Genomic DNA, 24,921 nt, shown 5'->3' with positions numbered 1-24,921 from the left:
CCTCTCGCTACGAGTACCGGTCGGCCCCGCGCTCGTGGCGCTCCCGAACCACTTCACAAAGGAGTTCGCATGTCCCGGAAGTCTTCCCCCGTCGACTACTCACCAACGCGGCCGACCACCGACGAGATCACCGCGTACGCCTCAAGGCTCACCCCGGCGACTGCTGGACGCGTCGCAGCCCCGCTGCTCACGTGGGCGGACGTCATCCTCGTATCCAGCTCCGGCGGCAAGGACTCCCAGGCGATGGAGTCGCACATCGTCCGGCTGGCCACCCACTCCAGCGTCGTTCACCGGATCGTCGTCGTCCACTGCGACTTGGGCGACGTCGAATGGAAGGGAACCCGCGCGCTGGCCGCGGCGCAGGCCGCCGCGTACGGCCTGCGCTTCGAGGTCGTCTCCCGCAAGCAGGGCGACCTCGTCCAGCAGATCAGGGAGCGGCACCACACCCTGCGTGCGAAGGGCGACGTCACCACGCCTGCCTGGCCTTCTTCCCAAGCCCGATACTGCACGAGCGACCACAAGCGGGCCCAGGTGCGGCGGCTCATGACGCGGCTGACCAGTGAACTGGGACCACAGCTCGGGCGCCCGGTACGCATCCTGAACTGCATGGGCATGCGGGCCCAGGAGAGTCCGGCCCGGATGAAGCGCGCCGAGCTCGCCTTCGATGGGGGAGCGAGCAACTCCAAGCGCACCGTCTTCACCTGGCTGCCGCTCCACGCCTGGACGGTGGAGGAGGTCTGGGCCGAGATCGCCCGGTCCGGGCTCCCGTACAGCCCGGTCTACGACTGGGGCATGTCTCGTCTCTCCTGCTCGTTCTGCGTGCTCGCGTCGGAGTCTGACCTCACCCTCGCGTCCCGTCTGCGGCCGGAGAAGGCCGCTGAGATGGTCGAGCTGGAGGAGTACGTCGGCCACAGCTTCAAGCAGAACCTCTCCATCGCCGAGATCGTCCGGCGGGGCGCGGCCGCAGAGGCTGCATCCGGGCCGGTCGTTCGGCACCCCCGCGGTACCGCCATGGCCCGCCACATCGGCAAGGCCCGAACGCTGGACTACCTCCGTCGCCTCGCCGCCTGACCGGTGCTGCCGACGCGATGTCTCGGCAGCACGTCACGGCCTCCTCAACCTCTCGGCGCGACCACTGCGCACAGTGCCACCGCCGTGGTGGTGCGCGGTGGCGTCGGCCGGCGCACCGACTCACCACGATCAGCGATGCGCGGTCGGGATGGTCGCGCACAGCTGGACGTCACCGTGCTCGGCCTCGACGTCGCCGCGGCGATCCGCGAGCATGCCGAAAAGACGCAGTAAAAAGCCTGTTGGGGCCCGCACCGTACGGTGCGGGCCCCAACGCGTCCGGCCGAACCGTCCCGGACGCCCCTGCCGCGCCTCTACGGTGGCGGCATGCAGACCTCCCTCGACGCCGCCCTCGGCACCCTCACGCTCGCCGACCGGCTGGAGCTCGTGCGCCGGGTCAGGGTCAACTCACTGATCCTGCGGGACGGCGACCGCGTGCGCGCTGCTCACCGGCTGCGCGGGTCGTACCTCGATGAGGACCTGGAGGACGAAGAGGGCTGGGGCGCGGAGCCGGCCGACTACAGCGTCCCGTACGACGTGGCGGCGGGATCACTCGGTCGAGTGATCCTCGTCCGGCAGTACGTCAGCCGGTTCCCGTACATCGTGGCCTTCGACAGCGGCCCCGAACTGTCCCTCGCCGAGGGCGACGTCGTCCGCGTACCCGAGCAGCCCTCGGAGTGGGAACGGGAGCAGGACGAGCGGTCCTGGCACATCCCGGAGGGGGAGTTCCTCCGGGGCCGCTGCTCGCGGTGGATCGACCGGGTCGGCCGCCCCTGCCCGCAGGTCTCCTCTCACCAGGGGCCGTGCGGACTCCCCGCACGGCTCTGACCCCGCCCGCCCGAGCCAATCGACGTCCTGGCCCGGCTCTTCGCCGACGTGTCTGGATGCGAGCGGGTCTACGGCGTCGGATCGAACACCGACACCGCCCGCTACCGGATTGCCCTGGCACGCCACCTCGCCGTACCCGTCGAAGCTGTGACCGGGCACGTCATCGGCGAGCACGGCGACCACGCGGTCATCTGCGCCTCGTCCCAAGTCGAGGTTGGCCTTCTTCGTCAGCAGCCCTCCCGCCTTCGGGAGCGGCGAGGTTGGCGGTCACTCGTTGCCGCCTGCGGGCTTGAGCTTGCCGACGGTGGGCGGCCGAAGGCGCTCGACGCCTTCAGCTCGGGCGATGCGTCGGAAGTGCTCCGGAGTGAGTCCGGTGAGCTTCGCGAGCTGACTGACGGTGGCTCCGGCCCTGAGGTCGGCTGCCGCTTGCGTCCGCACTGGGTCTTTGAGCTCGGCTTCGGCTTCGCGGGCGCGCTTGTAGCGGGCGTAGAGCCGGGTGGCTTCTTCGTCGGGTGCGTAGTCGGTGGCCATGGGGTCATGGTCTCACATCTTGTTGGCCACCTGTAAGGCCACTGGGTTGCTCTAATGAAAGAAGCATAGGGGCCAACGTGTCGGCCACTTGCGAGGCCAACACGTTGGCCTATAAGGTGGGGCCATCGCAACGGAACCAGTAGGGAAGTATCTGATGACCGCCATGGACCTGTACGTCGTCGCCTACGTCATCGCCGGGCCCGTCGCCACCCCGGTCGACACCAAGCACATCGCCGAGGTGGCCGCCGCCGAGGCCGCCCAGCAGGCCGCCACCAGGGAACTCGCCGCCAAGGTTCGCCACGCGCTCGGTCTGCGCTCCGCCCGCATCATCGACGGCGAGACCGCCACCAGCGTCAGCGTCTGGTCCCAGCAGGAGCTGAACGCCATCTACGAACGCGCCGGCGGCGTCGTCACCGCCCGCACCGTGCAGCGGACCTGGAGCGGCGGAACGTTCCCCGCTGTCGAGATCACCGTCACCGCCACGCTGCCCGGCATCGGCACCGTCCAGATCGCCACCGACTGGGACGAGGACAGCGGCGGCCACAACCTCCCCGTGATGAACGCCATCACGGGCCTCGCCGCCGCCTGACCCACCCGCCCGCTCTGAACCGAGCGCAGCCAGCAGACCAACGCCTACGCCGACCGCCGCGCGGACGGCACATGGGTGGCCTTTGACTGGCTGACCGGCCAGTGGGAGCCGCTCCCCGAGTCCGCGCCGGCGTCTCAATGACGGGGCCCGTCCAGCCCGCGTGCGGGCTCTGCGGCACCACGGACATCAACTTCGTCCGGGCGGCCGCTGCCGGGTGGCGCCTCGTTCTGGGGTGGCTCCGCCTGCTCCCGCTGCGCGAGCCGCTTTCCGGCCTGGATGCATCGCAAGCTCTGACCAACTCATCCTGAAAGGAACGGACATGACGTTATTCGGTACACACTCGACCTCCCGGGCTGATGCCCTGTGGCGGGCGCTCACCGAGCAGGAACCGGGCGTCGCCGCCGCGCTCGCCATGCGGCTGCGCGACCTGCCCGAGGACTGGGCTCCGCGCGTCCTCGGCGTCGCCCGGCCGCACGCCGCGCTGGAGCTGCCCCCGACGGCCAAGGTGCCCATGGAGATCGAGCCGTACAACGCCGCCGACTGGGAGGACTGCCCGGCCTGCGCCGGACTCGACCGGCCGTGCCGTTACCACGAGGGCTACGCCACCGGGTACGCGGCGCTGAACGGCCCGCTGACCGAGGCCTCGCGCCTCGACCCGACGGTCACCGTCAAGGACGCACTCCAGCGGCTGACCGACACCGACGAAACCGCTGAGCGGGGCAAACTCGACGCCGTCGTGGACCACGGGACCAGCGTGGAGACCGCGTCGGGCACCCGGGTCCGCACCGGCGTGCCGCTGACCGCCCGCGAGTTCTTCGCGGTCGTGGACCTCTCGCGCCCGTACATCCCGGAGGTGGACGACCCTGAGGATGACGACTTCGACGACGCCCACGCCGGCTGCATCGAGCCCCACCAGTCCGCCGACGGATACATCGACTGTGACGGGAAGCCGCTGTGAGCGAGACATTCCTCAACCTGCCGCCCGGGACGCTCGTGGTCGCGATCGGCCCCGGCGGATCCGGCAAGTGCCCGTGCGCGCCCGGCGAGCCGTGCCACGCCGACGTCCTGCTGGAGTGGGCCGCGCTCTCCCCGCTCGCCCTGGAGGTCCGCATCGCCTCGGCCCGGGCCCGGGTCGACCGGCAGCGCATGTGGCGGGGCGAGAAGCCCCTGTACGACGCTGACGACCTGGCCGACGTCCTCACGCAGGATGTGCACACCACCTGCCTGGTCGACTACGACCCGGGCGACGGCATCCCGGTGCGCTGCGATAACCGCACCTGGAACCAGTACGTACGGCGCCAGCAGCAGCGCGAGAACCCGAAGGCGATGATCCGCCTGGTGGAGGTCTTCGGATGAGCGCGCGGGACGAACTCCCCCGCCTGGACCGTGCGGAGAAGCACGCCGAAACCGTCCACCGCATCTATGGCGACCGGCGGGCCGCGCCGCCGGCGCGGGAGCTGCTGCTCGCCGTGTCGTACGTCCTCGCCATCGCCCCCGGCGATCCGGGCCAGGTGCTGAGCACCACCGCCCGGGTGCTGGGCCGTAAGGGGGGCCGCCCGCGGTTCGACGCGCTGGTCGCCGACGACGCCCCGCGCTACGAGCCGCCCCGCACGGCGGGCACCTGGGGCCCCGGGCAGGCGCCGGGGTGCGAGGCTCCGCGCCTGCGCCCGTACGTCTACCGGCCTCGCCCTGCCCCCTCCCCCCTGGACGACGAGACTGTGGTGGCGCTGCGGCCGCTGCCCGAGCCGATCGTGCACGTCGGCCCCGACTACGTCGAGCCGGTCGACTACCGCAATGAGCACCGGATCTGCGGGGCCGACTCCCACCACAAGGTGCTGGAGCTGGACCCGCGCACCGGCTGGGTGCGGCCGCACTGGTTCTGCAAGCGGCACGTCGACCACGCCGAGCGGGTCGCGGACCAGGTGCGCGAGCAGAACGCTGCCGCACCCGAACCGATCCCGAACCGGGGCGGTCTCCTGCCCGCGTACTTCAACGCCCCCTGGGAGGAGGTCTACCGGCACTACGCCCCGGCGAGCTGGAAGCCGCCCTCGTATGGCCTCTCCGCTGACGGCTGGCCCGACGCGGGCGCCCCACCGCCGGCGCGCTCCCCGCGTCGCCTGCGGGCCATCTGACGCACTTTATCTGGCCAGAAAGACCATCACCCAAGACCCCGGACCCACACCTCCAGGAGGCTGAACACCATGTGCACCTGCGGATCTCACCCCAACCACGCCGAATGCAGCCGGTGCGCGGCACCGCCGGACGACCCCACGGACGACTGGACCCAGCCCACGTCCCAGGCGACCAGCCCCAGCACGCTCGGCTACGACGACGAGCAGCCGTTCTAGATCCCTCACGGGCGTGGGTCGCCACGCCGTGAACCGCCCAGCCCGGGCCGGAACACTCCGGCCCGTACGAAAAAAAGATTCTTGAGCACCTACGAGATCGCCCTGCGCGGCCGCGAAGCGCTCGCGCAGGGCGTAGGGCTGCGGGTGCGGGGCCGACAACCCGGCGACGTACGACGCGTGCCACGACTGTGGCGGCCCGTCGTGGTCGTGCGCGGCCTGCGGCACCGTCAACCCCTCGGCCCGAGGGGCCTGCGGCGCCCCGCCGAACCGGGAGCCGGCCGCAGGGGCGTCCTGTTCCAGGGCACGCAGGAGGCCCGAGGTGTGGCACCCGGCGCGCCCGGCAAGACATGACGACCGCGGTCCGCACTCACCAGCGACTCACCGTCGACAATCGTCCGGCGGGGCGCGGCCGCAGACGCTGCCACCGGGTTGGCCGTCCGGCATCCCCGCGGTACCGCCAGGTCGCCACATCGGCGAGGCCCGAACGCTGGACTACCTCCGGCGCCTCGCCGCCTGACCATGGACCTGGCCGCCGAGAGCCACGCCGCAGCCATTCTCTTCCCGAGCATCCAGGCCGGCGCCGCCCCCGCGCCGGCCGATACCACCCGGGGCGTCCAGGACGGCGACTTCTTCAGCGCGGCCACCGAGGACCGCTACCCCGACATCTTCGGACTGCTGCCCCTCACCGGACCCACCCCCGAACTGATGCGGGCCTTGGCCGCCCTCCCGCACCAGGCCCTCGTCCTCGGACACGACACCACCACCGCGACCGCGCTCCTGGCGGAGACCGCCGCCCGCCTGCTGTAACTACGAACGAGCCCCCCTCGACATCGACCGCCCGACGTTCCCCCGACTCGCTCGCCTCTTCTCCCCGGAGAGCGCGGGGCGACCGAGCCCCCCATCGTGCCGCCATGCTGGGAGGCTCATCCACGTGCGCGCTGGCGCTTCTCGGCACGGCGTGGACCAGCCCGGTCGCCGGGTCCGGGTCCGCGCCGCGGTGGTCGCGGTTCACCGGCGGGCGCCCTGGTGGGCGCGGGCGATCAGGAGCGCGGAGCGGGCCGCGCTCGGGTAGGCGCCCGGCTCCTCGGCAGTGTCGTCGTCCGGCCGGATCCGGTCGGCGCGCGCGGGGGTCGCGCCGGCGCGCTCCAGCAGGACGGCCTGGACGGTGAGGAACTCGGCGACGGCGGCCTCGACCGGTCCGGCGGCGGCCAGCTGCTCGGCAGCGGCCCGGATCTCGGCGACCTCGCGGCGGATGCGGGCGGCGGTGCCCTCGACGCGCAAGACCTCGCCGCGCGTGCGCTCGCGGATGGTGCCGTCCCACGACACCACAGGGGGCAGGGTGGTCATCGGGTGCTCGCCTTCGTCGGGGTGCGGGTGGCCCACTCGGGCCGGGGCTCGTTGTACGCGGGCCGGGTGGCCACGCCCCACGCCGCGAGGTCGCGGGCCGCCCACAGGTAGCTGCTGCCGGGCCGGTGCTGGCACGCGGTGATCGCGTCGACCCGCACGAAGGCGGAGCCGAGCAGCCGGTGGGCCTCCCACCCGGGGGAGAGTCCGCCGCTGGTGCGGCGGTAGCGGTTCACCGCGCCGCGCACCTGGCCCTGGTGCTCGACCAGCCATCGGCGGATGTCGTCGTCGCCCTCGCGCTGGGTGAGGGCCCAGCCCTCGCCGAGCCGGTCGGCCATGCCGACGTGCCGGACTCTCGGCCGGGACAGGTCCCGCACGAGGCGGCGTTCGGCGGCGGCGGCGACGGCCTGGCGGGCCGTCGTGCACGGGGGGCAGCTCAGCCGGTCCTCGCCGATCGGGTCGGACGGGCCGCGGTTGATCCTCGGGTTGCCGGGGGCGACGTCCCAGCCCGTCGCGGTGAGCCGGTCGCGGAGTTCGGCGGGCAGCAGCCGCGCCTCGACGGTGAGCTCGCGGCCGGCGTCGTCGAGGACCGGGGTGCGGCACTCGGCGCACTGCGGCACGAGCAGTACCCGGAATGAGTACATGTGTTCCCCTCTTGCGTGAAGGGCCGTCACGCCCCTTTTTCCGTACCACGGTTCGTACCATCTTCAGCCCGCAAATGTGAGCCTGCGCGGGACTTGGCTGGTCACCGGACACCCCCGGACGCGGGGTGCGGCTCGTTCCGCCGGCTATCCAATCGCAATAGTTGGTGTACAGTTTTTAGCGTCGCGCTGTTTGGTCCCAGGGCGGCACCCGAACCGGACCTGCCCAGCCGATGAACGCAGTCGGCAGGAGGAGTTGGACATGATTCTCGCCGGCCGTACCCCTCTCGGAACCGCTGAAGTACTTGAGCGCCTGGGGCGCAAGACCCTTCCCCCCGCCGTGGCCAAATCCCTGCCCGCTCCGATCAGCCGGACCGGCGCGCAGACACGGATCTGGGACGCCGAGCAGATCGACGCGCACGTCGCCGGCGAGGAGATTCCTGAGCTCCCCGCGGAGGAATCGCCGGACGACCTTCTGGACCGCGAGGAAGCCCGTCACCAGCTGAAGAACGTCATCAAGCCGACTGCGTGGGCGTCCTACGTCGCCCACGGATTCGCGCCCGCACCGGACGAGATCGACGCGACGTGCGGAGTTCCCCACTGGAAGCGGAGCACCATCCGAAACTGGGACGCGAACCGCCCCGGTGAGCGTGCAGGTGGCGGCCGGCCCAAGGGAAGCCTGGACACCAAGCCTCGAGACCGGAGCAGCGACCCGCGCCTTGCGCGTGCCAACGCACGGAAGGACCGCATCCGCGCCATGATCGAAAACGCGGCCGGTGAGCTCTCCGCCGCCCAGGTGGCCGAGGCCGAGGGCGTTTCCGAGCGGCAGGCTCACCGGATCCTGGCTGAGGTCCGCTCGGACGCCGAGTAGTTTCGTCAGGCCGGCCCGTGGCTACATCACCTCCAGGACAAGGCCGAACTCCCAGGGCGGTTCGTCGTCCAGGTCGTCGTCGATGTGGCGGAAGAACGTGCTGAGGACCGTGACCTCCGCACCGTCTACGTACTTCTCCGCCCAGCGGGCAGCGGCCGCGAACGCCTTTGATTCCGTCTCTCCGTAGAACTTCATCACCGGAGACAGGGAGAGCTGCTGGTGGAGTCCATCGGACTGCCCAGCCTGCTCACCGAGGAAGTCGTGGGTGGGCCCGTCCATGGTGAGGGCACCGTCGCTGCCGAAGTTCTCCGGCGAAATCACTGTCATGGGCGGTCTCTTTCTCGCACAGGGATGTTCCCCATTGGATCTCCCCCGCTCGCTGGTTCCCCGGAGCGGCCAACGAGCGCTTCTCCCGCCAGACACGTATGCGCCACTCGGACGGCCCCGTGCCGCTCAGCATCAGGACGGCCCGCATTTCCGAGGCTTCGCAAGTGCCGGGGCCGACAACGGAACCTTCGCCAGCATCCGGCGGTGGGGCGTGCCGGCTTCGACACTTGCCGTCCGCTCACTGGACGAGGCCCCGCTGAATGCCTGCCCGGTCGCCGCTGAGTGGAGCTGATCAGGTGGTGAGTGGCAGGGCTGTCGTACGAGTTGCAGGGCTCTGACCAGGCGTGGGGAGGGTTCGCGCGGAACTCACCACGGCCGCGGGCAACTCACCAGCGCAGGCGTAGCGCAACCGTGATGCCAACCAGGTTGCTGTGGCGAGCGAGACGGTGAGCAGCCCGGGGTTCCTTGAGGCAAGACGCATTCGCCTCTCACCTGGAGCCCCTTATGCCCGAGCGAACCTCCCGGAGGACAGCCCCCGTGGGCGTGCCTTCCTCGCCCCCGCTGCGCCGATCCGGTACCCCCGTGGGCACGTTGCGGTTCGGACGGCGGCGGGAGCTTTTGGTCCGCGTCGGCGCCTGGACTGCGGTGGTCGCCGGTCCCGTTGCGCTGGTCGTCGCCTGCGCGACACCGCGCACGGTGGTGTCCGGCTCGCGGCCCGAGCCGACGGCGACTGTGCCGGTGCGCACTGCGGACCCGTCCGGGGTGGCCGTGCTGTTCTGCGATCTGTGGCTGCGCAGTGATGCCGACGCGCCGGATGGCGCCACCGCCGTCGCGGTGCGCTCGCTTGCACCGGACGTCGCCCTGCCGTCCGTGTCCGGCGCCGCCCCCTCCCAGTCGCTGGCGAGCGTGGTGGCGGTGCGCAGCGAGCGTCTGGAGGGCGACAGCTGGTCGGTGGTCGTCGCCGCCCGGTTCGTTGGTGACCAGACGTCGGAGGGCGTCGGCGCCAGCAGCATGGTGAAGTACTTCGCCGTGCCGGTGCTCGCCTCCGCTTCTGCGGGCGGAGCCGGCGGATTCACCGTGACTGGTGAGCCGGCTCAGGTCGCAGGGCCGTCGACGATTCTGAACGGTTCGTCGCGGTACGAGAGGAGGCTGCCGTCTGACGGAGAGGTGGTGACGTCGCTGGAGGCCTTCTTCGGCGCGTACCTCGCCGGCGTGGGCGAGGTAGGGCGGTACTTGTCCCCGCAGACGCAACTGACGGCCGTGTCGGGGACGGGGTATTCGGCGGTCCGCGTCGAGGAGGTGTTCGCCGATTCGCAGGCGGCTGACGGGCCGGTGCCTCGCGACGGTTCCAGAGTGCGGGTCCAGGTGCGGGTCACCGCGCTCGGTGGTGAGTCTGCGGAGTGGCCGCTGTCCTACGCGCTGACGCTGACCGCGCGGTCGGGGCGGTGGGAGGTCACGTCCCTGGACGCGGGCGCCCGCACGACGGCGCCGGCCGGAGGTGAGAAGAGGTGATGGGGCACGTAGTGGTGGCCGGGAAGCTCGACGCACTGGGTGATTCGTGGCTGGCGACGCTTGGCGACTGGGGGGACAAGGGGCTCAAGGTCGCGCTGATCTCGATCGTCGTGATCACGGTGGTGCGCAAGGTCAGCCTGAAGGCCGGCATCGGTGCGCTGATCGGTCTGGTGATCGCGCTGGGGATCTACAACTCGCGGGACACGCTGGCCGGCATTTTCGAGGACGAGGTCAACAACCCTGCCAGCGGGCGGGCCGCGGTGACCGTCGTCGTCTCCGGGCCTTCCGGTCGGGAGGGCGCCCTGTGAGCGGAAATGAGCCGAAGAGGCAGCGGGTGGCCCGGGTGTACACCGCGGCCCGCCGGCACCCGTGGGTGCTGGGGAAGCTGGGCGACTGGGTCATCTGGTTCGGCCCGTATACGCCCGCCCAGTTGCTGGTGCTGGGCGGCGGCGCACTGCTGCTGGTCAAAACATTCGCTTGGTGGTCGTGGCTGGGGCCGGTACCGGTGGTCGTGTGGCTGGTCGCCGTGTGGGCTGTCCGGGGAGCGAAGATCGGTGGCCGTTCACCGTTGGTCGCGGCGGCGGGCTGGGTCGCGCTGCTGGCCCGGCATCCGGCGGGGCGGATCGGCGGCCGGGTGGCGCGGGACCGCCGGCCCTCCACCCTGTCGGGCACGTTCGTCGTGGGTCCCCTCGCGCCCCCCGCCATCGGGGTGGTGGACCGCCGGGAAGCGGTGGTGAGTCGGCGCCGGCCGGGCCGCGGTCGGCGCGGGGCGGAACGTCCGGGCGTTGCCCCTCTCCCGGTGCCGGTGAGCGGCCTTACCGGGCTGTTGGCGCGGATTCCCGTCTCGGCGGGGGTGCGGTGATGAGGATTCCTTTCCGGCACATCGCCGGGCATCTGGTCTGGTCGGTGTCCGGCACCGTCTGGGCTGTGTGGAGGGTGGCTCCGGCCGGAGGGCGCTATGCGGCACCCCAGGTGCGGGACGAACTGCTGGGGCGGGTGACCTCGTTGATCCGGTCCTTGGCGGGGGCTCCGCGACTGTTCGGTCTGGCTGCCCGGGTGGACCCCGGTGAGGTCGCAGAGCAGATGGTCGAGGGCGTCGACTGGCAGCGGCTTCCGGCGTGGGCGGAGATGACGGCGGCAGCCCTGGACCTGCTGGACGGACAGGAAATGCACCGTCGGACGCTGTGGCTGGCGGTTCCGCTGACAGGGCGGGGAAGCCGGTTCGATCTTTCGGCGAACGGATCGGCGGTGTGGGCGGAGCTCTCTGGTCTCCTTGGGCTCGCTCCGACGCCGGTGGCGGCGGACGAGGTCGCCGAGTACGCGGGGAGGGCGGAGCGGGTTCAGTCGGCGCTGGGCGGTGGTCTGACTCTACGGCCGGCCCGACCGGCGGAGATCGTGTGGATGGTGCAGCACGCGGTGCACCGCGGCCTGGAGGAGCCGCTGCTCTCCGACGCGGAGGAGTCCTCGCAGTTCGGTGGGCTGGTGCGCCAGGAGGTGCTGCGTTCGCCGTCGTACTCCCACCTCGGACAGATCCGTATCACCGAGGGCGGCCGTTCCACTCAAAGCAACGAAGGCGCGCCTGGGAGAAGGGCGGCAGGCCGGGGCCGCACCGCCCGGAGCGAAGGTTCATGGTGGCGCGAGGGCGGCGCCTCCCCGCTCGGACGTCGATGGCTGCAGGTGGAGTGCGAGGACGGGACCGGCTATCAGGCACATCTCGCGCTGGCGGAGGTTCCGGCGGCGCAGGCGCTGGACTCGGCGGATCTCCTGGCGCAGCTGGAGGCCCTGGACTTCCCGGTCGACTTCACCGTCGACATGCAGGTTGTGCCGGCTGACCGCGCTCTGGAGCAGGTGCGGCGGAAGAAGAAGGATCTGCTGGACCAGGCCGAGCAGTACGGGGCGAGGCCGCTGGGAATGCCGCACTCGGTTCCGGAGGCGGCCGGGGACCTGGCCGAGGAGGACGCCCGGCTGTCGCGCTCCAGTGTGGAGGTGGAGGTCCAGTCCGTGACGGTGCTGACCGTGTGGGGCCCGGACTCGGAGGTGTGTGACGCTCGGGCCCGGACGCTCGCCTCGTTGCTGTCGGGAGGCGACTATCGGGCGGTTCGACCGCACGGCATGCAGGAGGCCTTGCTCAGTCTGGGGCTTCCGGGTGCGGTCCGGCCGGCCGCCGTGCGGGAGTTCACGCAGCATCAGCTCTCCGAGGACTGGGCGGCGTGCGGGGCGTTCACGAACACGCGGCTCGGGGATCCGACCGGCGCGATGATCGGCGTCGATCTGGACTCCGGCACCGCTCGCCCGGTTCTGATCAACCTGGCTGACGCGCCGCAGCACAACGCGAGCGCCTCGATGGGGATCGTCGGAGACTTGGGAGGCGGCAAGAGCGTCCTGGAGAAACTCCTGACGGCCGCCGTCGCCGACCGGGGCGGGCGGGCCATCATCATCGACCGGACACCGATCCGGGAATGGGCGACGTTCGCCGAGTCCGCGGCCGCGGGCCGCTGCCAGGTCATCGACGCGGCGAAGGCGCAGGTGTCGATCGACCCGTTGAGGGTGTTCGGCGGGCCGGTGGGCGCCCACTACGCGTTGTCCTACCTCACGTTGCAGCTCGGGATCGGGCCGATGTCGGCGTCGGGCGCGGTGCTGCACCACGCGGTCGAGGAGGCGGCGGCCGGTCCCGAGCCGTCGATGGCATCGGCGTTGCGGGTTCTGCGGAAGCTCGCCACGAGCAGGTCTGCCGGGGCGGCGAGGAGAGACGCGGCAGCCACGATGTCTGAACTGCTGCGGATCGTGAGTGCCAACCCGCTGGCCCGGATGATCTTCGATCCGGCTCTCGCGCCGGTGACCCTGGACGGGGACCTCGGGGCGGACATGGTGGTCATGACCACGGCCGGGCTGACGCTGCCGCCGCGCGAAGCCTTCGCCGACGTCGAGGTACTGCGGCAGCAGCCGCTGGAGGCGTTGATCGGCCGTGCCGTGCTCTACCTGGTCGCGGCCATCGCCCGGCAGGCGGCGTTCAGCGACCCGTCGCGGTTCTGCACCGTCGCGATGGACGAGGTGTACTGGCTGACCAGCAGCGCGGAGGGCAGCGCGCTGATCCACGAGATCCTGCACGACGGACGGAAGCACGGGGCCGGCTGTCTTCTGGCCGCCCACGACTCCGACGAGCTGGGCAAGGACGCGGGGCTCCTGGCGTACAAGGTGCTGGCCCGCACGAGCGACCAGGCCCGGGCCCGGAAGGGGCTGGCTTTCCTCGGGCTGGACCCGGACGACGAGGACCTGGTGCGGCTGGTCACCACCGGGCTCTCGCCGGTGGGCCAGCTTGGGCGCGAGGGCGAGATGCTGCTGCGCGACCCGCGGATGCAGGTGGGACGCATCAAAGTGCACGTGCCGCCGGTCCCGCGCATCGAGCGGGCGATCTACACCACCCCCGGGTCGGATCGCACCACCGGCCCGAAGGATTCCGGGTCCGCTTCCGCAGGAGGCCCCCGTGCGGAGTTCTGACTGGGACCGCCTGGGCCTGCTGGTCCTCACCGGACTCCTGGCCCTGGGCCTGTTCGTCCCGCCGATGTCGACCATCGCCTTCGTCGTCCGTCACCAGGTCCTCACGGCGGTCACGACGTGCCCCCGCGTACCGCCGCCGTCCTGGTACTCCGGCCGGCCGGAGGCATGCCGGTGATCAAGGCGAAGAGCACAAGCGTCGTCGACCGGGCCCTGCGTCGCCTTCCGGGGCGCGGCACGGTACTGAGGGCGGGATACATCTGCCTCCTGCTCGTCGTGTTCCTGGGCGTGAACGCCTCCGTCGCCCACGCCGCGACCGGCGGCGGCGAGTCCGCGGATCTCCTGTCTCCGCTGAACGTCCTGTCCTCCGAGGGTGTCCCGATCGAGGGATACGAGCTGTCCGCCAACGGCGGCTCTGTCGTCTCGCTGAAGTCGCAGGTTCTGGCGTTCGTGCTGAGCGGACTGTTCACCATCATCCGGGTGTTCGTCGGGCTCGCATGCTGGGCCGTCGAGTTCGCCTTCCGGTTCCCGCTGCTGCACATGCTGGCCGGGCCGGCGCAGAGAGTCTCGGACGCGTACGAGCACGCGGTCGTCGACTCCCTCGGCCTCAAGGGGCTGCTGCTGGGGTGGGCGTTCATCTTCGGGCTGGTCATGGTCGTTCGCGGCAAGATCGGCAGCGGTTTGGGGGAGATCGTGCTGACGCTGCTGATCGCCGCGTTCGCCGCCTCGGCCTTCGTGCGGCCCGACTACCTGCTGGCCGAGCAGGGGCCGTTGGCGGCGACGCAGGAAGGCGCGGCGGAGGTCGCGCAGCTGACCGTGAACTCCTACTCGTGGGGCGGGAAGGTCGCGAGCGCGAGTCCCTGTCCGGACATCGCGGGACAGGCCGAGGTGAACTGCTACGAGCGTGAGAGCAGCAGGCCGGTGTCGGCGGCGGACGTGGCGCGTCCGCTTCAGGAATCGGTGACCAACGCGCTCATCGTGAAGCCGTACATGCTGCTGCAGTGGGGCAGGACGCTCGACCCGGCGAAGCCGTCGGACCGTAAGGCGTACGCCGTCCATCTGCGCCTGGTCAGCGGCGGCTACCGGCCGGGGAGCGACAAGGACAGCCCGTGCAAGAAGATCAAGGGCCCGGCGAAGGAGTTCTGCGAGGACGCGAACGGCCGGGCGGTTCTGCCTCCGCTCACCGCGGGGAACTCGCTGCTGGACGCGGCCAGCCCGGTCCTGACCGAGGAGGACCAGCAGTTCGCGGCGGCGCTCACGGACATGGAAAGCGCTGGCCCGGTCGGGAAGGCGTGCGCCGAGTACGCGAGCAAGCCGACATGGTGGCGGGCAGGCGGCGCGGTGCTGCTGCTGGTCGCCGCCGTACTGATCTGCGCGCTGCTGCTGTCGTCCGCCACCGTGCTGCTGGGCGCCCAGGCCGCCGACGTCGCCGCGGCGGCAGTCGGTGTCGTCGCCTTCGTCGTCGGGATGCTGCCGGGCCCGAGCCGGCAGGCCGTGTGGAAGTGGATGTCGGTCTTCGCGATCAGCATGCTGTCGACGTTCGCGATCTGCATGTTCATCCCTCTCTTCGGTATCGCCGTCGACGCGGTGCTGACATCGGGCCCCGACCTGATGATCGAGAGGATCCTGCTCCTGGACGTCCTGTCCGTGGCCGGGCTCGCCTTCCACCGCCGTCTCCTGAGCGGCACCACCTCGTTCGGGAACCGCATGGCGATGCGCATGAGGTACGCGAAGATCGGCGGGACTCACCTGGCGGGGGACTCGTCGGAACTCGGAGCCGCGCTCGCGATGAACGTGGGTGGCCGCGGTGCGGGGCCGGGCGGGTTCCTGGGCCAGTCCGCCGGCGGTCACCACGCCCTGGGGCTGCGCCACCGTCTCGTGGGGAGCGTCATGGCGCTGGCGGACGGTGCTGGACAGCCCGTCGACGGTACCCGCCTCCTCGGCGAGGCGTCGGCCGAGGGCCGTCGCGGCCTGGCTCCGCTCATGCTGGGTCTCGCCGGCGGGCGGGCCGCCCTGCGAGGCGCGTACGGGGCCCTGATCGGGCGCCGCCCGCAGGAGGAGGACGAGTCCGTTCGGCTCCTGCGTCGGATCGCGAACGGAAGCGCGCCCGGAACGGCTGGTGCAGCGGATCGCGAAGACCCGCCCTCCCGGCGCGACGGCGGTGCCAACCGCATGGTCGTGAACACCCGGACCGGGGAGGTCCTGCACGACCCGTCGTCGGACCGTCCACTGCCCGGTCCTCGCCTCCACCGGCGCGCGATGCGGTTCCGCGGGTACCGGGTCGCCAGCCGGACCGCCCGCTTCGCGTACGGTGCGACCCTTGGCGCACCCCGGCACGTGCGTTCTGGAGTACGGCAAGGAACCGAGTTCACGCAGGACGCGCGCCGTCAGCTGCGGGTCGCGGCGCTCCAGGTGCGTGAGGACGCCGGCGAGTGGGCTTCGGTCGGTCGATCGGCTGTGGCGGGCGTCGATCACGTCTCGCAGCGGGCCGCTGCGACGTGGAAGGTCCATGACCCCGTAGGCACAGCACGTGCACAGCTGGGCAGTACGGCGACGGCGGCAGTCATCGCGACCGCGCCGGTGGCGTCTGCGTCCACGCTCCCGACGCGGGGCGAGACAACGGCGGAACGGCTGGAGGACCCCGCCGTCGACGCGCGCCGCCGGGTCTTCGACGCCCTGATGCGGGCACAGCGGACCAGCTGGGAGAAGGACCCGTCCTGGGGCGGTGAGGCTCCGTGAGGCACTGGCGAATCGGCTGTCTCGGCGTGGTGGTGCTGGTGTGCGTGGCGAGCTGCGTCGCACCGATGGTGTCGATGAACTCGGCGGCGATCAGCCTGAGCGGTTCTGGGGAGGTCATCGGAGCAGCTGCTCCCGGGATTCCGGAGCGGATGCTGTCCGCGTACGAGACGGCTGTGGCCGGGGTGAGGGACGTCGTCCCGGGCTGCCGGGGCATGCGGTGGCAGATCCTCGCCGGGATCGCCCGCATCGAGTCCGACCACGCGAACGGACACAGCATCAGCGCGGCGGGAGAGATCAGTCCGCGCATCCTGGGCCCGGTCCTGAACGGCTCGGGGGCAGGCGGGAACACGAGCGCCATCTTCGACACGGACGGTGGCCGGTGGGACGGCGATGTCGTGTTCGAGCGGGCGGTCGGCCCGTTCCAGTTCCTGCCGGCGACGTTCCGCAGGGTGGGGCGCGACGCCAACCACGACGGTGCCATCGACCCGCACAACGCGGACGACGCCGCGCTGGGAGCGGCCGTCTACCTGTGCGGGGACGGTCGGGACGTGGGCGACGAATCCCAGCTGGAGCAGGCCCTGTTCGCCTACAACAGGTCCCACGCCTACGTCGACGATGTCCTGAGCTGGATCCACCGGTACGACGAGGCTGCCACGGGCGGCGTAGAGCTCGGCCAGGTCACCGGGAACGCCCGTACGGTCCTGTCGGCGGCCCTCTCACAGAAGGGCACCCCGTACTCGTGGGGAGGCGGCGGGGCGTCCGGCCGCTCTCGCGGAGTGTGCTGCTCCCCCGGCGGTCAGGACGGGCGAACCGTCGTCGGCTTCGACTGCTCCGGCCTGACCCTGTACGCGTTCGCGCAGGCCGGGATACGGCTGCCGCGGACGGCCGCCGCCCAGGCCGACGTCGGGACCCGTATCCCCGCGTCGGCCGGGATCGGTGCTCTCCGGCCGGGTGACCTCGTGTTCTACGGCTACATCCCCACGCAGAACTCCACGATCCACCACGTCGGGATCTACCTCGGTGGCGGCCAGATGGTCAACGCCCCCCGTCCCGGCACAACCGTCCGCGTCGACCCGGTCAGCTCCATGGCCGATTACGCGGGAGGAGCCCGAATCCTATGACGACCTACCGTCGTACGCGCCCGCCCATCCGAGGCCGCACGCTGCTCGGCGCGGCCGCTTCGCTCGCGGCCGCCGGCTGCGCCCTGGTCCTGTTCGCCGCCTCCGATCAGGAGCGGGCCCACGGTGGGACAGGCCTCGCGTTCCCCTCGGCCTCACCGGCGCTCGGCGGGGCCGGGAGCCCAAGCCGCCGGACCGCCGCCCCGTCGCGGGCGCCGGTCACCGAAAGCGCATCTGCCGCAGACAGCGAAGACGCTCCCCGTGCGGCCCCGCATCCGAACCCGACGTCGAGTGAGGCAGGGCTGCCGGAGCCGGGCGCGGGGCCCGGCGCCGACCGGCTGGTACAGGCGGCCCTGGACAACGCGACGCCCGACGACCTGAATCCCACCGACGAGGAGCAACTCCTCTCCCTAGGGCGGTTGGTGTGGCTGGCGGAGGTCACCGGGACCGGCCGCTCCAGGTGGCCTTCCTACTTCTCCCCCCAAACGGTGCCACCGGCGTACTCCCGGGTCCGGATCCAGGCGGTGACCGCCCGGCGCGGTACCGGCGCCCGGTCCGCTGCGGTGGTGCACCTCGTGTGGGCGGGCGCCGATCCCGCAGGGACCTTCGTCGAGGACCGCACCGCCACCTTGCACTTCACTCACCAAGGAGAGACAGAGACATGGACGCCCGTACGGTGATGGCCGCTTCAGCCCCCGGGGCGGCCTGGTCCGCCCTGACCGCTCTCGGCTCTTTGGCCTGGTCGTGGTCGCAGTGGCTCTACGCGTACGCGTGGCTGCTGGGACTGATCGGCGGGATTCTGTGGAGCGCGTGGAGCGTGGTGGAACGCCGCCTCTCGGCGCTGGCTCTGGGGCGGCGTACGTGCGTTGAGCTGATTCCTTCCCGCCAGTTCGAGACCACGGCGGAGGAGATCACGCGGTTCGGGGCGCAGCTGATCCGTGCGGCGGGGGCGGGCCCGTGGTGGACGCCGCGTGCCGCACGTGCGGTGCGGGTTCGGCTGCGGGCCGACGGCGGGAAGCCGCTCGCCTACGTGGTCGAGGGCCCGTCGTCCGCGCGGCACCTGCTTCTGCAGACCCCGTACGCCCGGGTCCGTACGGAGCCGGTCCGGCCGGGGAAGAGGCGCAAGGAGCCCAAGCACACGGTGCGGGCGGTCTTCGCGTTGCACGGTGCTCCGGCTTCCCGCCTGCGGGATGTCCCGCTGGAGCCCGACCCCTTGCAGCCGCTGATCGACGCGGTCGCGGACCTGCGGGTGGACATGGGCGATCTGGCGGAGGTCTGTCTGGACTTGTCGCCGGCGTCGAAGTGGCCGCTGCGGGCGAGGCGGTGGCAGGTCGTCGATCGCGCCCGTGAGCACGCCCGCCGTGAGTCGAGGAGGGAAGCGCGGTGGATGACGCAGGACGCGGCGACGATGGAGGACGCGCTGGCCTGGCAGCTCACGAAGCTGACCACGCCCCGGGAGCAGCGTGGGGGACGGGAGCGCAGTCTGCTGATGGCGCCCCGGCCGCCGCGCCTGGACCGGGACAAGATGCTGGGCAAGCTCGCCGAGGAGGCGGGGCTCGTGCGGGTACAGCTGCTGGTCCGGTGTTCGTCGGACGTGGTGGGCCGTGCGGAGCGGCGGCTGCGGCACATCGGGGCGGCGCTCGACGTGTACGCGGCACGGAGCAGGCTCTCGTCGGTGGGGTGGTCGTTGGGACCGGTCCGGATCGGGCCGGACCGGTGGCCGTGGCGGGAGCGGTTCGACGAGCGGTGGGCGACGGGCCGGATCTGCCCGGGGCGTAATTCGTGGGCGCGGGTGGAGGAGTTGGCCGGGTTCTTGAAGCCGCCGACCCTGCATGCTCGGCTGCCGCTGATGGTCGCGGACATCCCGACGTTCGAACTGGGCAAGGACCTGGTGCCGCAGGGCTGGCACCGGGGTCCGGACGGGCGGGAGCGCCTGGTCGCTACGCGGGAGGCCGACACCCTCTTCGAGGTGCAGGTCGGCAAAGCCGGGTGGGGCAAGACGATGCGGGCGCTCTGCCAGGCGGTTGCGAGGGCCCACAACGGCCGTGGTCTGGTGTTTATCGATCCGCACAGCGATTCGTGGGCGACGGCCGCACCGTACCTCGCGCACCCACGCATCATGCGCAGGACGTTCGTGTACGACCTGACCGTCCGGGGCGACCAGGATCTGCTGGCGTGCTGGAACCCGCTGAGCATGACGGGTGGGCGGGCCGCCCACGAGGTCGCGGCCGCGGTGATCGACGCCTTCGCCACCAGCCTCGGGTGGGAGAGCGCGAACGCGCCTCGCGCCATCACGATCCTGACGAAGGCCGTGGAGGCACTCGTCGCGGTGAACGAGCTGGCCGTCGCGCACGAGGCCGCGCACTGCCAGGCCACCGTGTTCCAGATCAGGCCGCTGCTCTCCGACCCGTCCTTCCGCGACCTGGTCGTCAGCCGGCTGGACGCGGGAGCGGCGGCCTGGTGGAAGACGTCGTTCGTGGAGATCCCGAAGGACGCACTGCCGACGGTGCTGAACCCACTGGATCGGCTCACGGCCTCCCCCGTCATCAGGGCTTTCCTGGGGCAGCCGGTCGGGAGCTACGACATCCGGCGGGCGATGGACGAGTCCGCGGTGGTGTGGGTCTGTCCGGCGGGAACGGGCCCGACGGACCGGCTGCTGGTGTCGCTGCTGGTTCGGGATCTGCTGCGCGCGGGACTCTCACGCCGGGACCTGCCCGAGCGGCAGCGGGCGTCGTTCCGCGCGTATCTCGATGAGCTGATCTCTCTGGACGGTGCCGCGTCGACGTCCCTGGCGGAGATCACCGAGCAGTTGAGGAAGTTCGGGGTGCGGATGCACGGCATGACGCAGCTCCTGCACCGGATCAGCGGAAACGTGCGTACGGCGCTGTTGCAGAACGCTTCGTGCTTGTCGACAACCGCCGGCTCCGTCGAGGCGGTGCGCCACATCACCAACGAGTGGGGCGAACAGGTCAGCCCCCTCGATGCCGCCGAACTCGACCGCTACCACCACTGGGCGTCCTTCACGGTGAACGGCGGGCGCGTCGGTCCGCTGCTGATCCGGGGGCCCGAGCTGGCCGAGGTCTTCGGCTCGCTCGAAAAGCGCGACAAGGTCCGTGCGCTGCGACGGGCCGCACACAAGAACTCCGGTGCGAGGCCGCTGGCCGAACTCACCGGGGCCGCAGCCGGACACGACGCCGTCGTCGCGTCCTTCCTCACCGCCCGACCCCGGCATCTGAGCGCACCCGGGACACATCCGACCGCCACGGGGCCGGAGTCGACCAGTCAGGAGCAATACCGATGAGCACCACCGTCCCGAGCGCCAAAGCGCTGGAGTTCTCCGTCCAGGACACCCCCGCTCACCGGGCCATGGCGTTGCTGGCCCAGCACCGGGTCATCTCCACCCCGCTGCTGCACCAGCTGCTCTGGCCGCACGGTGCGCGGCAGGCTACCTCCCGCCTCATGACCACCTTGCGCGGCGAGAAGTTGGTTTCGTTCGCGACCCTGCCCCGGACCCGTGGGCAGCGGTTGTGGTTCCTCACGCTGCGCGGCGCCCAGGTGGCGACGCTGTGGCCGGAGCTCCGCGAGCGGTCCGTCGTGCCGCCGGCCAACGCGACCGAGGCTTCGCTGCGCGCCGCGCACACGCTGGCCGGCGTCCGTGCGCACCTCGCTTTCCTCGCCGACGCGCGCCGTCGCGGAGACGACTACGGGCCGTTGGACTGGGTGCCGGAAGTCGGTCACCGCCTGCCGGACACCGGCGGGGAGGAGCAGCTGGTCGCGGACGCGATGATGCACTACACCGTCAATTCGCCCCGGCGCCTGCAGTACCGGGCGTTCGTCGAGATCGACCGGGCGACGATGAGTTCGGAGCGTCTGGCGCGCAAGCTGATCTCGTACGCCCGCTTCCACGACTACTCCCCGCAGCCTGCGGGGCGCCGGGGACTGATCGCGCAGCAGGGGCAGATGTTCGCCTGGCAGCGGTTCTATCCGGTCTACCCGCGGGTTCTGTTCGTGCTGACCGGCGCGTCGCCGCGCACCCTCCAGCAGCGTACGGAGGACCTGCGGGCGATGGCGGCCGGGCATCATCTGGTCGCTCAGCTCGCCGCGAGGGTCGCACTGGGCGCGGCGGTGCTGGAGGAGATCGAAGAGCACGGGCCGTCGGCTCCGGTGTGGACGCCGTTGTCCGGGCCGGCGGAGCGTCGCGCGTGGACGGAGCTGTAGCCGTGCCGAGTCAGCAGCGGTTCGGGGGGACCATCCGGCGGGGGCCGATGGCGGCCGACGTGTTCCAGGCCCGCTTCACGCAGATCCACAACGCGCTCTTCCGTGACCGGCGTCTGTCGTTCAAGGCGAAGGGCGTCTTCGGGCTGATCAGTACGCACCGCGACGGGTTCGGGGTGGGCAGGGAGGCGATCGCCAGCTTCTCGACCGACGGGGTGTCGGCGGTGAGTTCGGCTCTGCGGGAGCTCGTCGCGCTGGGGTACCTCCAGCGCGACCGGGTCAGGAACGCCGCCGGGCAGCTCGGTGACGCCGTCTACTTCATCACGGACATGCCCGACGGGTTGGTGCTGTCCTTCGACTCCGGCTGGGACCCTGAGGACCGCCAAGGCGGAGCGGAGCAGAACCGCAGGTCAGGACCAGGATGCGAAAACCTCGCCCAGGCCACGGAGAGTGACGTGGGCAGGTCGGAGCCTAGGTGCGGTTTTCCAGCGCAGGGGAATCCAGCGGAGGGAAATCGCTCGCATAAGAAGACCACTACCTCTAAGAAGACCACCGGGAAGAACACCGAGGCGGCTGTGCCGCGTAGCGGCTGGGACGTCCGAAGGACTTCAACCTCAGGTAGTAGCGCGCGAGCGGGCGAAGGCGGCTTCGCCGCGTCGGAAGGACTTTCCGCGACTCCGGGAGCTGGTGGCGCGCGCGATTCGGGCCCGGAACAGCGCAACGGCCCTGAGGGGCAGCGCCAAGGGGGCCGGGCACGGCACACCGCGGCCGAACTCGCTACGGTGCGTGCGGTGCGCCGCTTCTATCCGCAGGAGCTGGCTCAGGCGCTTCCCGAACTCCCGCGGGTGTCCGAGGCGATCCTGGCGGCCATGCGGACCGACGGGCGCAGCGTCGAGCAGCTCGGCGAGAGGATCGCCTACCGGTGGGTGCATCACGGGTTCGCGGCGAAGTATGCCGCCGGGGAGCTGCGGAAGCCGGTTGGGGTCGCCATCGCCTTGGTGCGTCCGTTGCGGCGGGGAGATCGGTTCGCCTGCGCTGATGCGCGGTGCGAGAGCGGGCGCGACGTCATGACGGGCGAGGAGTGCAGGCTCTGTGCGGTGCGTCTCGCTGACTGGAAGTCCGAGCGCAGGGCCGGGGGCGGGCGACAGTCGGCCCCCGGCCGAGGGTCGGCCAGCGGGCGGCGTGCCAGGGACGACGGATTTTCGGGGAGCGGCCGTCTCCAGGACTGCGCGGAGCCGTCGTGCCGCCAGCCGATCCTGCGTGGAGGTGGGCGGCTGTGTCCTGGCTGCGAGCAAGATGCGCGTGAGGCGGAGGAGGCCGCGCAGGCGCTCCTCGCGGGGTGGGGAGTCGCGGATGGCGGGCGGCGGCCCGGAGGGGTAGCGGGCGGTGGCCTGTGACCGCCCGGGGGCGGAGCGGTGAGCCCGACGGTTCGTCAAAAACCGGTCACGCGGTTCACATAGAGCGGAACTCGTCGGGCGCACGGCCTGTTTGCTCGACGGGTAGGGCCTCTCCGTGAAGCGGCCCCGCCTTTTTCGCTGCTCGTGGCACCTGCAACTGACGAGCCCAGGAAGTCCAGTTGCGACGGTTTGGGTAATCTAGCGGCATTTCAACACCCTTTACCGGCTGGGTTGTTGGCGAAGGTTTGCGTAAGGTACGAATCTGACCGCCGGGTTCGTTTTCGCGGGTCGCGAGTTCCTCGCGCGCCCTGCGCAGGTCAGACCATCTCTAGGCATATGCACAGGAGAAACAGTGGCATCGCGATCACGGTCATACCGGAAAGACGTTCGCACCCGGAACCTCTCCGGAGGCGTCTGGGCACTTCTGGCGGCATCCACCGCAGTCACTCTGAGCGCCTGCTCGTCCGGCCCGGCACCGGACGGCGCGAAGCCTCTCTCGGATCCTCCGGCCTCCAGCGCGACCGCTGAACCGTCGCTGCCCGCTGATCCCGCGGAGACGGCGGGCACGCAGGCCGTCCGTACGTACACCGCGTACTGGGAGCAGATGGAGCGCGGATACGCGAAGGGCAGCTCCAAGGGCACCCGGCTGACGGACTACGCCGCTGGCGCCGCGCTCGTCAACGCCGATCACGACATCGCGAACCTGGCGGGGACGGGGCAGATCCTTGTCGGAGAGGTCACCGTCGACAGCCCGACGGTGACCTCGGCGGACCTCTCGGGCAAGATCCCGAACGTCAAGCTGACCAGCTGCCTCGACGTCTCGTCGTGGAAGGCCGTTGACCGGAAGACCGGCAAGGAAGTGACCCTCCCGGCAGACCGGCTGACGAAGTACATCGTCCTGTCCGTCGTGGAGAAGTGGCCGGAGGGGTGGCGCGTCATCAAGGACGAACCGCAGGAGAAGGCGTGCTGACCTGGAGCCGCGCCGCTGCGGCCTCCGGCGTCCTCTCCCTCGCTCTCACCGGTGCGGCCCACGCTGCCGGCAGCGGGCGCGGCGGCGTCGAGAACTGCCACAGCCAGTGGATCTGCGTCGAGGCCGAGACGCCCGGCAGCTCCGGCGGCTCCGGCGGCTCCGGCGGCTCCGGCGGCTCGGGCCAACAGCCGAGCTCGACCGTGCCGTCTGGCGAGCAGGGCGGCACGCTCCCAGGGGAGGACTGCTCGCCGCGCAGGCTCGATCCGCAGCCCCCCGCCGGCAGCGAGCTGTGGCAGGGGCACGACCCCGGAGACGGAGCCGTCTACGTAGCTCCGTGCGCGGAGTCCGGCGTCGGCACCGCCAACGACACCACCATCGGACACGCCTTCTGGGCCCAGGACGAGCCGACGGCGGTGGACCCGGCTGTCGTCGCCCGGCAGGCCGTCGACAAGATGCTGCTGCGCGGACCGGACATCGGCATCACGCCGAAGCCCGGCAGCACAGGGGTCATCGGCATGCCGGTCTACCTGTGGACGCACGCCGGGCCCGAGACATACGGGCCGAACACGGCGAGCGCCTCGGTCGGGGCCGTGACCGTGACCGCCACGGCGAAGGTCACCACGATCGTCTGGTCGATGGGCGACGGGCAGAACGTCGAGTGCACAGGCCCGGGAACCCCCTACCGCGCGTCGTACGGCGCCCGGCCGTCGCCGGACTGCGGCTACCGGTACACCCGCCCCTCATCCTCCGACCCATCGGGGAAGTACCACGTCACCGCGACGTCCACGTGGACGATCGACTGGGCCGGCGGCGGCGCGACCGGCCGCCTGACCGAACTGCGCGACAGCGCCGTCGACATCACCGTGGCCGAGGTCCAGGTCGTCAACTGACCTGCCGGTCCACCCCTTTTCCGGCATCCATGAGCACC

General features: G+C 71.3%; 27 protein-coding genes. 23 read left to right on the top strand and 4 right to left on the bottom strand.

Translation table 11 applies throughout. From position 1 onward, the window contains the following. The first annotated feature begins 69 nt into the window (after positions 1 to 69). Both ACWCWD_RS29560 and ACWCWD_RS29555 read left to right on the top strand, forming a co-directional pair. Positions 70 to 1,071, top strand: a complete 1,002-nt coding sequence (locus ACWCWD_RS29560; protein ID WP_450777434.1) for a phosphoadenosine phosphosulfate reductase domain-containing protein — start codon at positions 70 to 72, stop codon at positions 1,069 to 1,071. Between the two features lie 324 nt (positions 1,072 to 1,395). Next, positions 1,396 to 1,896 carry a hypothetical protein gene (locus tag ACWCWD_RS29555; protein WP_450777432.1) on the top strand — a complete coding sequence of 167 codons (501 nt, stop codon included), beginning with the start codon at positions 1,396 to 1,398 and terminating at the stop codon, positions 1,894 to 1,896. Between the two features lie 267 nt (positions 1,897 to 2,163). Here the strand turns inward: ACWCWD_RS29555 and ACWCWD_RS29550 are convergent, their stop codons facing one another. Continuing rightward, positions 2,164 to 2,427 (bottom strand): hypothetical protein, encoded by a 264-nt coding sequence (locus tag ACWCWD_RS29550; RefSeq protein WP_450777430.1) that lies wholly within the window; start codon positions 2,425 to 2,427, stop codon positions 2,164 to 2,166. 154 nt (positions 2,428 to 2,581) lie between these two features. Between ACWCWD_RS29550 and ACWCWD_RS29545 the strand changes: the two genes are divergently transcribed. The 7 genes from ACWCWD_RS29545 (at position 2,582) to ACWCWD_RS29515 (ending at position 6,171) form a co-directional block, all read left to right on the top strand. Beyond that, positions 2,582 to 3,016 carry a hypothetical protein gene (locus ACWCWD_RS29545; RefSeq protein ID WP_450777428.1) on the top strand — a complete coding sequence of 145 codons (435 nt, stop codon included), beginning with the start codon at positions 2,582 to 2,584 and terminating at the stop codon, positions 3,014 to 3,016. A 319-nt stretch (positions 3,017 to 3,335) separates the two neighbouring features. Further along, positions 3,336 to 3,974 carry a hypothetical protein gene (locus ACWCWD_RS29540; protein ID WP_450777426.1) on the top strand — a complete coding sequence of 213 codons (639 nt, stop codon included), beginning with the start codon at positions 3,336 to 3,338 and terminating at the stop codon, positions 3,972 to 3,974. Further along, positions 3,971 to 4,372, top strand: coding sequence for a hypothetical protein (locus ACWCWD_RS29535; RefSeq protein WP_450777424.1), 402 nt, complete (start codon positions 3,971 to 3,973; stop codon positions 4,370 to 4,372). The genes ACWCWD_RS29540 and ACWCWD_RS29535 overlap by 4 nt, the downstream gene beginning before the upstream one ends. Then, a complete protein-coding gene (locus tag ACWCWD_RS29530; RefSeq protein WP_450777423.1) occupies positions 4,369 to 5,148 on the top strand; it encodes a hypothetical protein in 780 nt (259 codons plus the stop codon). Before ACWCWD_RS29535 ends, ACWCWD_RS29530 begins: the two co-directional genes overlap by 4 nt. A 69-nt stretch (positions 5,149 to 5,217) precedes the next feature. Then, positions 5,218 to 5,364, top strand: coding sequence for a hypothetical protein (locus ACWCWD_RS29525; RefSeq protein ID WP_450777421.1), 147 nt, complete (start codon positions 5,218 to 5,220; stop codon positions 5,362 to 5,364). 81 nt (positions 5,365 to 5,445) lie between these two features. Then, on the top strand, positions 5,446 to 5,715 hold the full coding sequence (locus ACWCWD_RS29520) for a hypothetical protein (RefSeq protein WP_450777419.1): 270 nt from the start codon (positions 5,446 to 5,448) through the stop codon (positions 5,713 to 5,715). 168 nt (positions 5,716 to 5,883) lie between these two features. Beyond that, positions 5,884 to 6,171 (top strand): hypothetical protein, encoded by a 288-nt coding sequence (locus ACWCWD_RS29515; protein ID WP_450777417.1) that lies wholly within the window; start codon positions 5,884 to 5,886, stop codon positions 6,169 to 6,171. Between the two features lie 201 nt (positions 6,172 to 6,372). Here ACWCWD_RS29515 and ACWCWD_RS29510 read toward each other — a convergent pair whose 3' ends face one another. Next, positions 6,373 to 6,711 (bottom strand): hypothetical protein, encoded by a 339-nt coding sequence (locus ACWCWD_RS29510; protein ID WP_450777415.1) that lies wholly within the window; start codon positions 6,709 to 6,711, stop codon positions 6,373 to 6,375. Then, positions 6,708 to 7,352: a hypothetical protein gene (locus tag ACWCWD_RS29505; protein ID WP_450777413.1), complete on the bottom strand. Its 645-nt coding sequence runs from the start codon at positions 7,350 to 7,352 to the stop codon at positions 6,708 to 6,710. Before ACWCWD_RS29505 ends, ACWCWD_RS29510 begins: the two co-directional genes overlap by 4 nt. Positions 7,353 to 7,611: 259 nt before the next feature. On the opposite strand from ACWCWD_RS29505, the gene ACWCWD_RS29500 reads away from it, so the two are divergent. Continuing rightward, positions 7,612 to 8,220 (top strand): hypothetical protein, encoded by a 609-nt coding sequence (locus ACWCWD_RS29500; protein ID WP_450777411.1) that lies wholly within the window; start codon positions 7,612 to 7,614, stop codon positions 8,218 to 8,220. Between the two features lie 21 nt (positions 8,221 to 8,241). Here the strand turns inward: ACWCWD_RS29500 and ACWCWD_RS29495 are convergent, their stop codons facing one another. Continuing rightward, positions 8,242 to 8,547 (bottom strand): hypothetical protein, encoded by a 306-nt coding sequence (locus tag ACWCWD_RS29495; protein ID WP_450777409.1) that lies wholly within the window; start codon positions 8,545 to 8,547, stop codon positions 8,242 to 8,244. Positions 8,548 to 9,129: 582 nt separating this feature from the next. On the opposite strand from ACWCWD_RS29495, the gene ACWCWD_RS29490 reads away from it, so the two are divergent. The 13 genes from ACWCWD_RS29490 to ACWCWD_RS29430 all read left to right on the top strand — a co-directional run bounded on the left by ACWCWD_RS29490 (position 9,130) and on the right by ACWCWD_RS29430 (position 24,883). Continuing rightward, a complete protein-coding gene (locus ACWCWD_RS29490) occupies positions 9,130 to 10,059 on the top strand; it encodes a conjugal transfer protein (RefSeq protein ID WP_450777407.1) in 930 nt (309 codons plus the stop codon). After that, positions 10,059 to 10,367 carry a hypothetical protein gene (locus ACWCWD_RS29485; RefSeq protein WP_450777471.1) on the top strand — a complete coding sequence of 103 codons (309 nt, stop codon included), beginning with the start codon at positions 10,059 to 10,061 and terminating at the stop codon, positions 10,365 to 10,367. The genes ACWCWD_RS29490 and ACWCWD_RS29485 overlap by 1 nt, the downstream gene beginning before the upstream one ends. Continuing rightward, positions 10,364 to 10,921, top strand: a complete 558-nt coding sequence (locus tag ACWCWD_RS29480; protein WP_450777405.1) for a hypothetical protein — start codon at positions 10,364 to 10,366, stop codon at positions 10,919 to 10,921. The genes ACWCWD_RS29485 and ACWCWD_RS29480 overlap by 4 nt, the downstream gene beginning before the upstream one ends. Then, a complete protein-coding gene (locus ACWCWD_RS29475) occupies positions 10,921 to 13,557 on the top strand; it encodes an ATP-binding protein (protein WP_450777403.1) in 2,637 nt (878 codons plus the stop codon). The genes ACWCWD_RS29480 and ACWCWD_RS29475 overlap by 1 nt, the downstream gene beginning before the upstream one ends. Beyond that, positions 13,544 to 13,732 carry a hypothetical protein gene (locus tag ACWCWD_RS29470; protein ID WP_450777402.1) on the top strand — a complete coding sequence of 63 codons (189 nt, stop codon included), beginning with the start codon at positions 13,544 to 13,546 and terminating at the stop codon, positions 13,730 to 13,732. The genes ACWCWD_RS29475 and ACWCWD_RS29470 overlap by 14 nt, the downstream gene beginning before the upstream one ends. Next, a complete protein-coding gene (locus tag ACWCWD_RS29465; protein WP_450777400.1) occupies positions 13,723 to 16,293 on the top strand; it encodes a hypothetical protein in 2,571 nt (856 codons plus the stop codon). Before ACWCWD_RS29470 ends, ACWCWD_RS29465 begins: the two co-directional genes overlap by 10 nt. Further along, on the top strand, positions 16,290 to 17,414 hold the full coding sequence (locus tag ACWCWD_RS29460; protein WP_450777398.1) for a C40 family peptidase: 1,125 nt from the start codon (positions 16,290 to 16,292) through the stop codon (positions 17,412 to 17,414). Before ACWCWD_RS29465 ends, ACWCWD_RS29460 begins: the two co-directional genes overlap by 4 nt. Continuing rightward, a complete protein-coding gene (locus tag ACWCWD_RS29455) occupies positions 17,411 to 18,091 on the top strand; it encodes a hypothetical protein (RefSeq protein WP_450777396.1) in 681 nt (226 codons plus the stop codon). Before ACWCWD_RS29460 ends, ACWCWD_RS29455 begins: the two co-directional genes overlap by 4 nt. Further along, complete coding sequence (locus ACWCWD_RS29450) at positions 18,073 to 20,712, top strand: ATP/GTP-binding protein (RefSeq protein WP_450777394.1); 2,640 nt, start codon at positions 18,073 to 18,075, stop codon at positions 20,710 to 20,712. The genes ACWCWD_RS29455 and ACWCWD_RS29450 overlap by 19 nt, the downstream gene beginning before the upstream one ends. Continuing rightward, the gene (locus ACWCWD_RS29445; RefSeq protein WP_450777392.1) at positions 20,709 to 21,629 is read left to right on the top strand and encodes a replication-relaxation family protein; all 921 of its coding nucleotides are present in this window, start codon (positions 20,709 to 20,711) and stop codon (positions 21,627 to 21,629) included. The genes ACWCWD_RS29450 and ACWCWD_RS29445 overlap by 4 nt, the downstream gene beginning before the upstream one ends. A 47-nt stretch (positions 21,630 to 21,676) precedes the next feature. Next, positions 21,677 to 23,023: a hypothetical protein gene (locus ACWCWD_RS29440; RefSeq protein WP_450777390.1), complete on the top strand. Its 1,347-nt coding sequence runs from the start codon at positions 21,677 to 21,679 to the stop codon at positions 23,021 to 23,023. A 352-nt stretch (positions 23,024 to 23,375) separates the two neighbouring features. Continuing rightward, the gene (locus ACWCWD_RS29435) at positions 23,376 to 23,993 is read left to right on the top strand and encodes a hypothetical protein (protein WP_450777388.1); all 618 of its coding nucleotides are present in this window, start codon (positions 23,376 to 23,378) and stop codon (positions 23,991 to 23,993) included. After that, positions 23,987 to 24,883: an ATP/GTP-binding protein gene (locus tag ACWCWD_RS29430; RefSeq protein WP_450777386.1), complete on the top strand. Its 897-nt coding sequence runs from the start codon at positions 23,987 to 23,989 to the stop codon at positions 24,881 to 24,883. Before ACWCWD_RS29435 ends, ACWCWD_RS29430 begins: the two co-directional genes overlap by 7 nt. The last annotated feature ends 38 nt before the right edge of the window (positions 24,884 to 24,921 follow it).

This window comes from Streptomyces sp. NPDC001493 (genome assembly GCF_053597235.1).
Note: the sequence above shows the minus strand (reverse complement) of the source record. Positions and strands in the feature narration are given on the sequence as shown.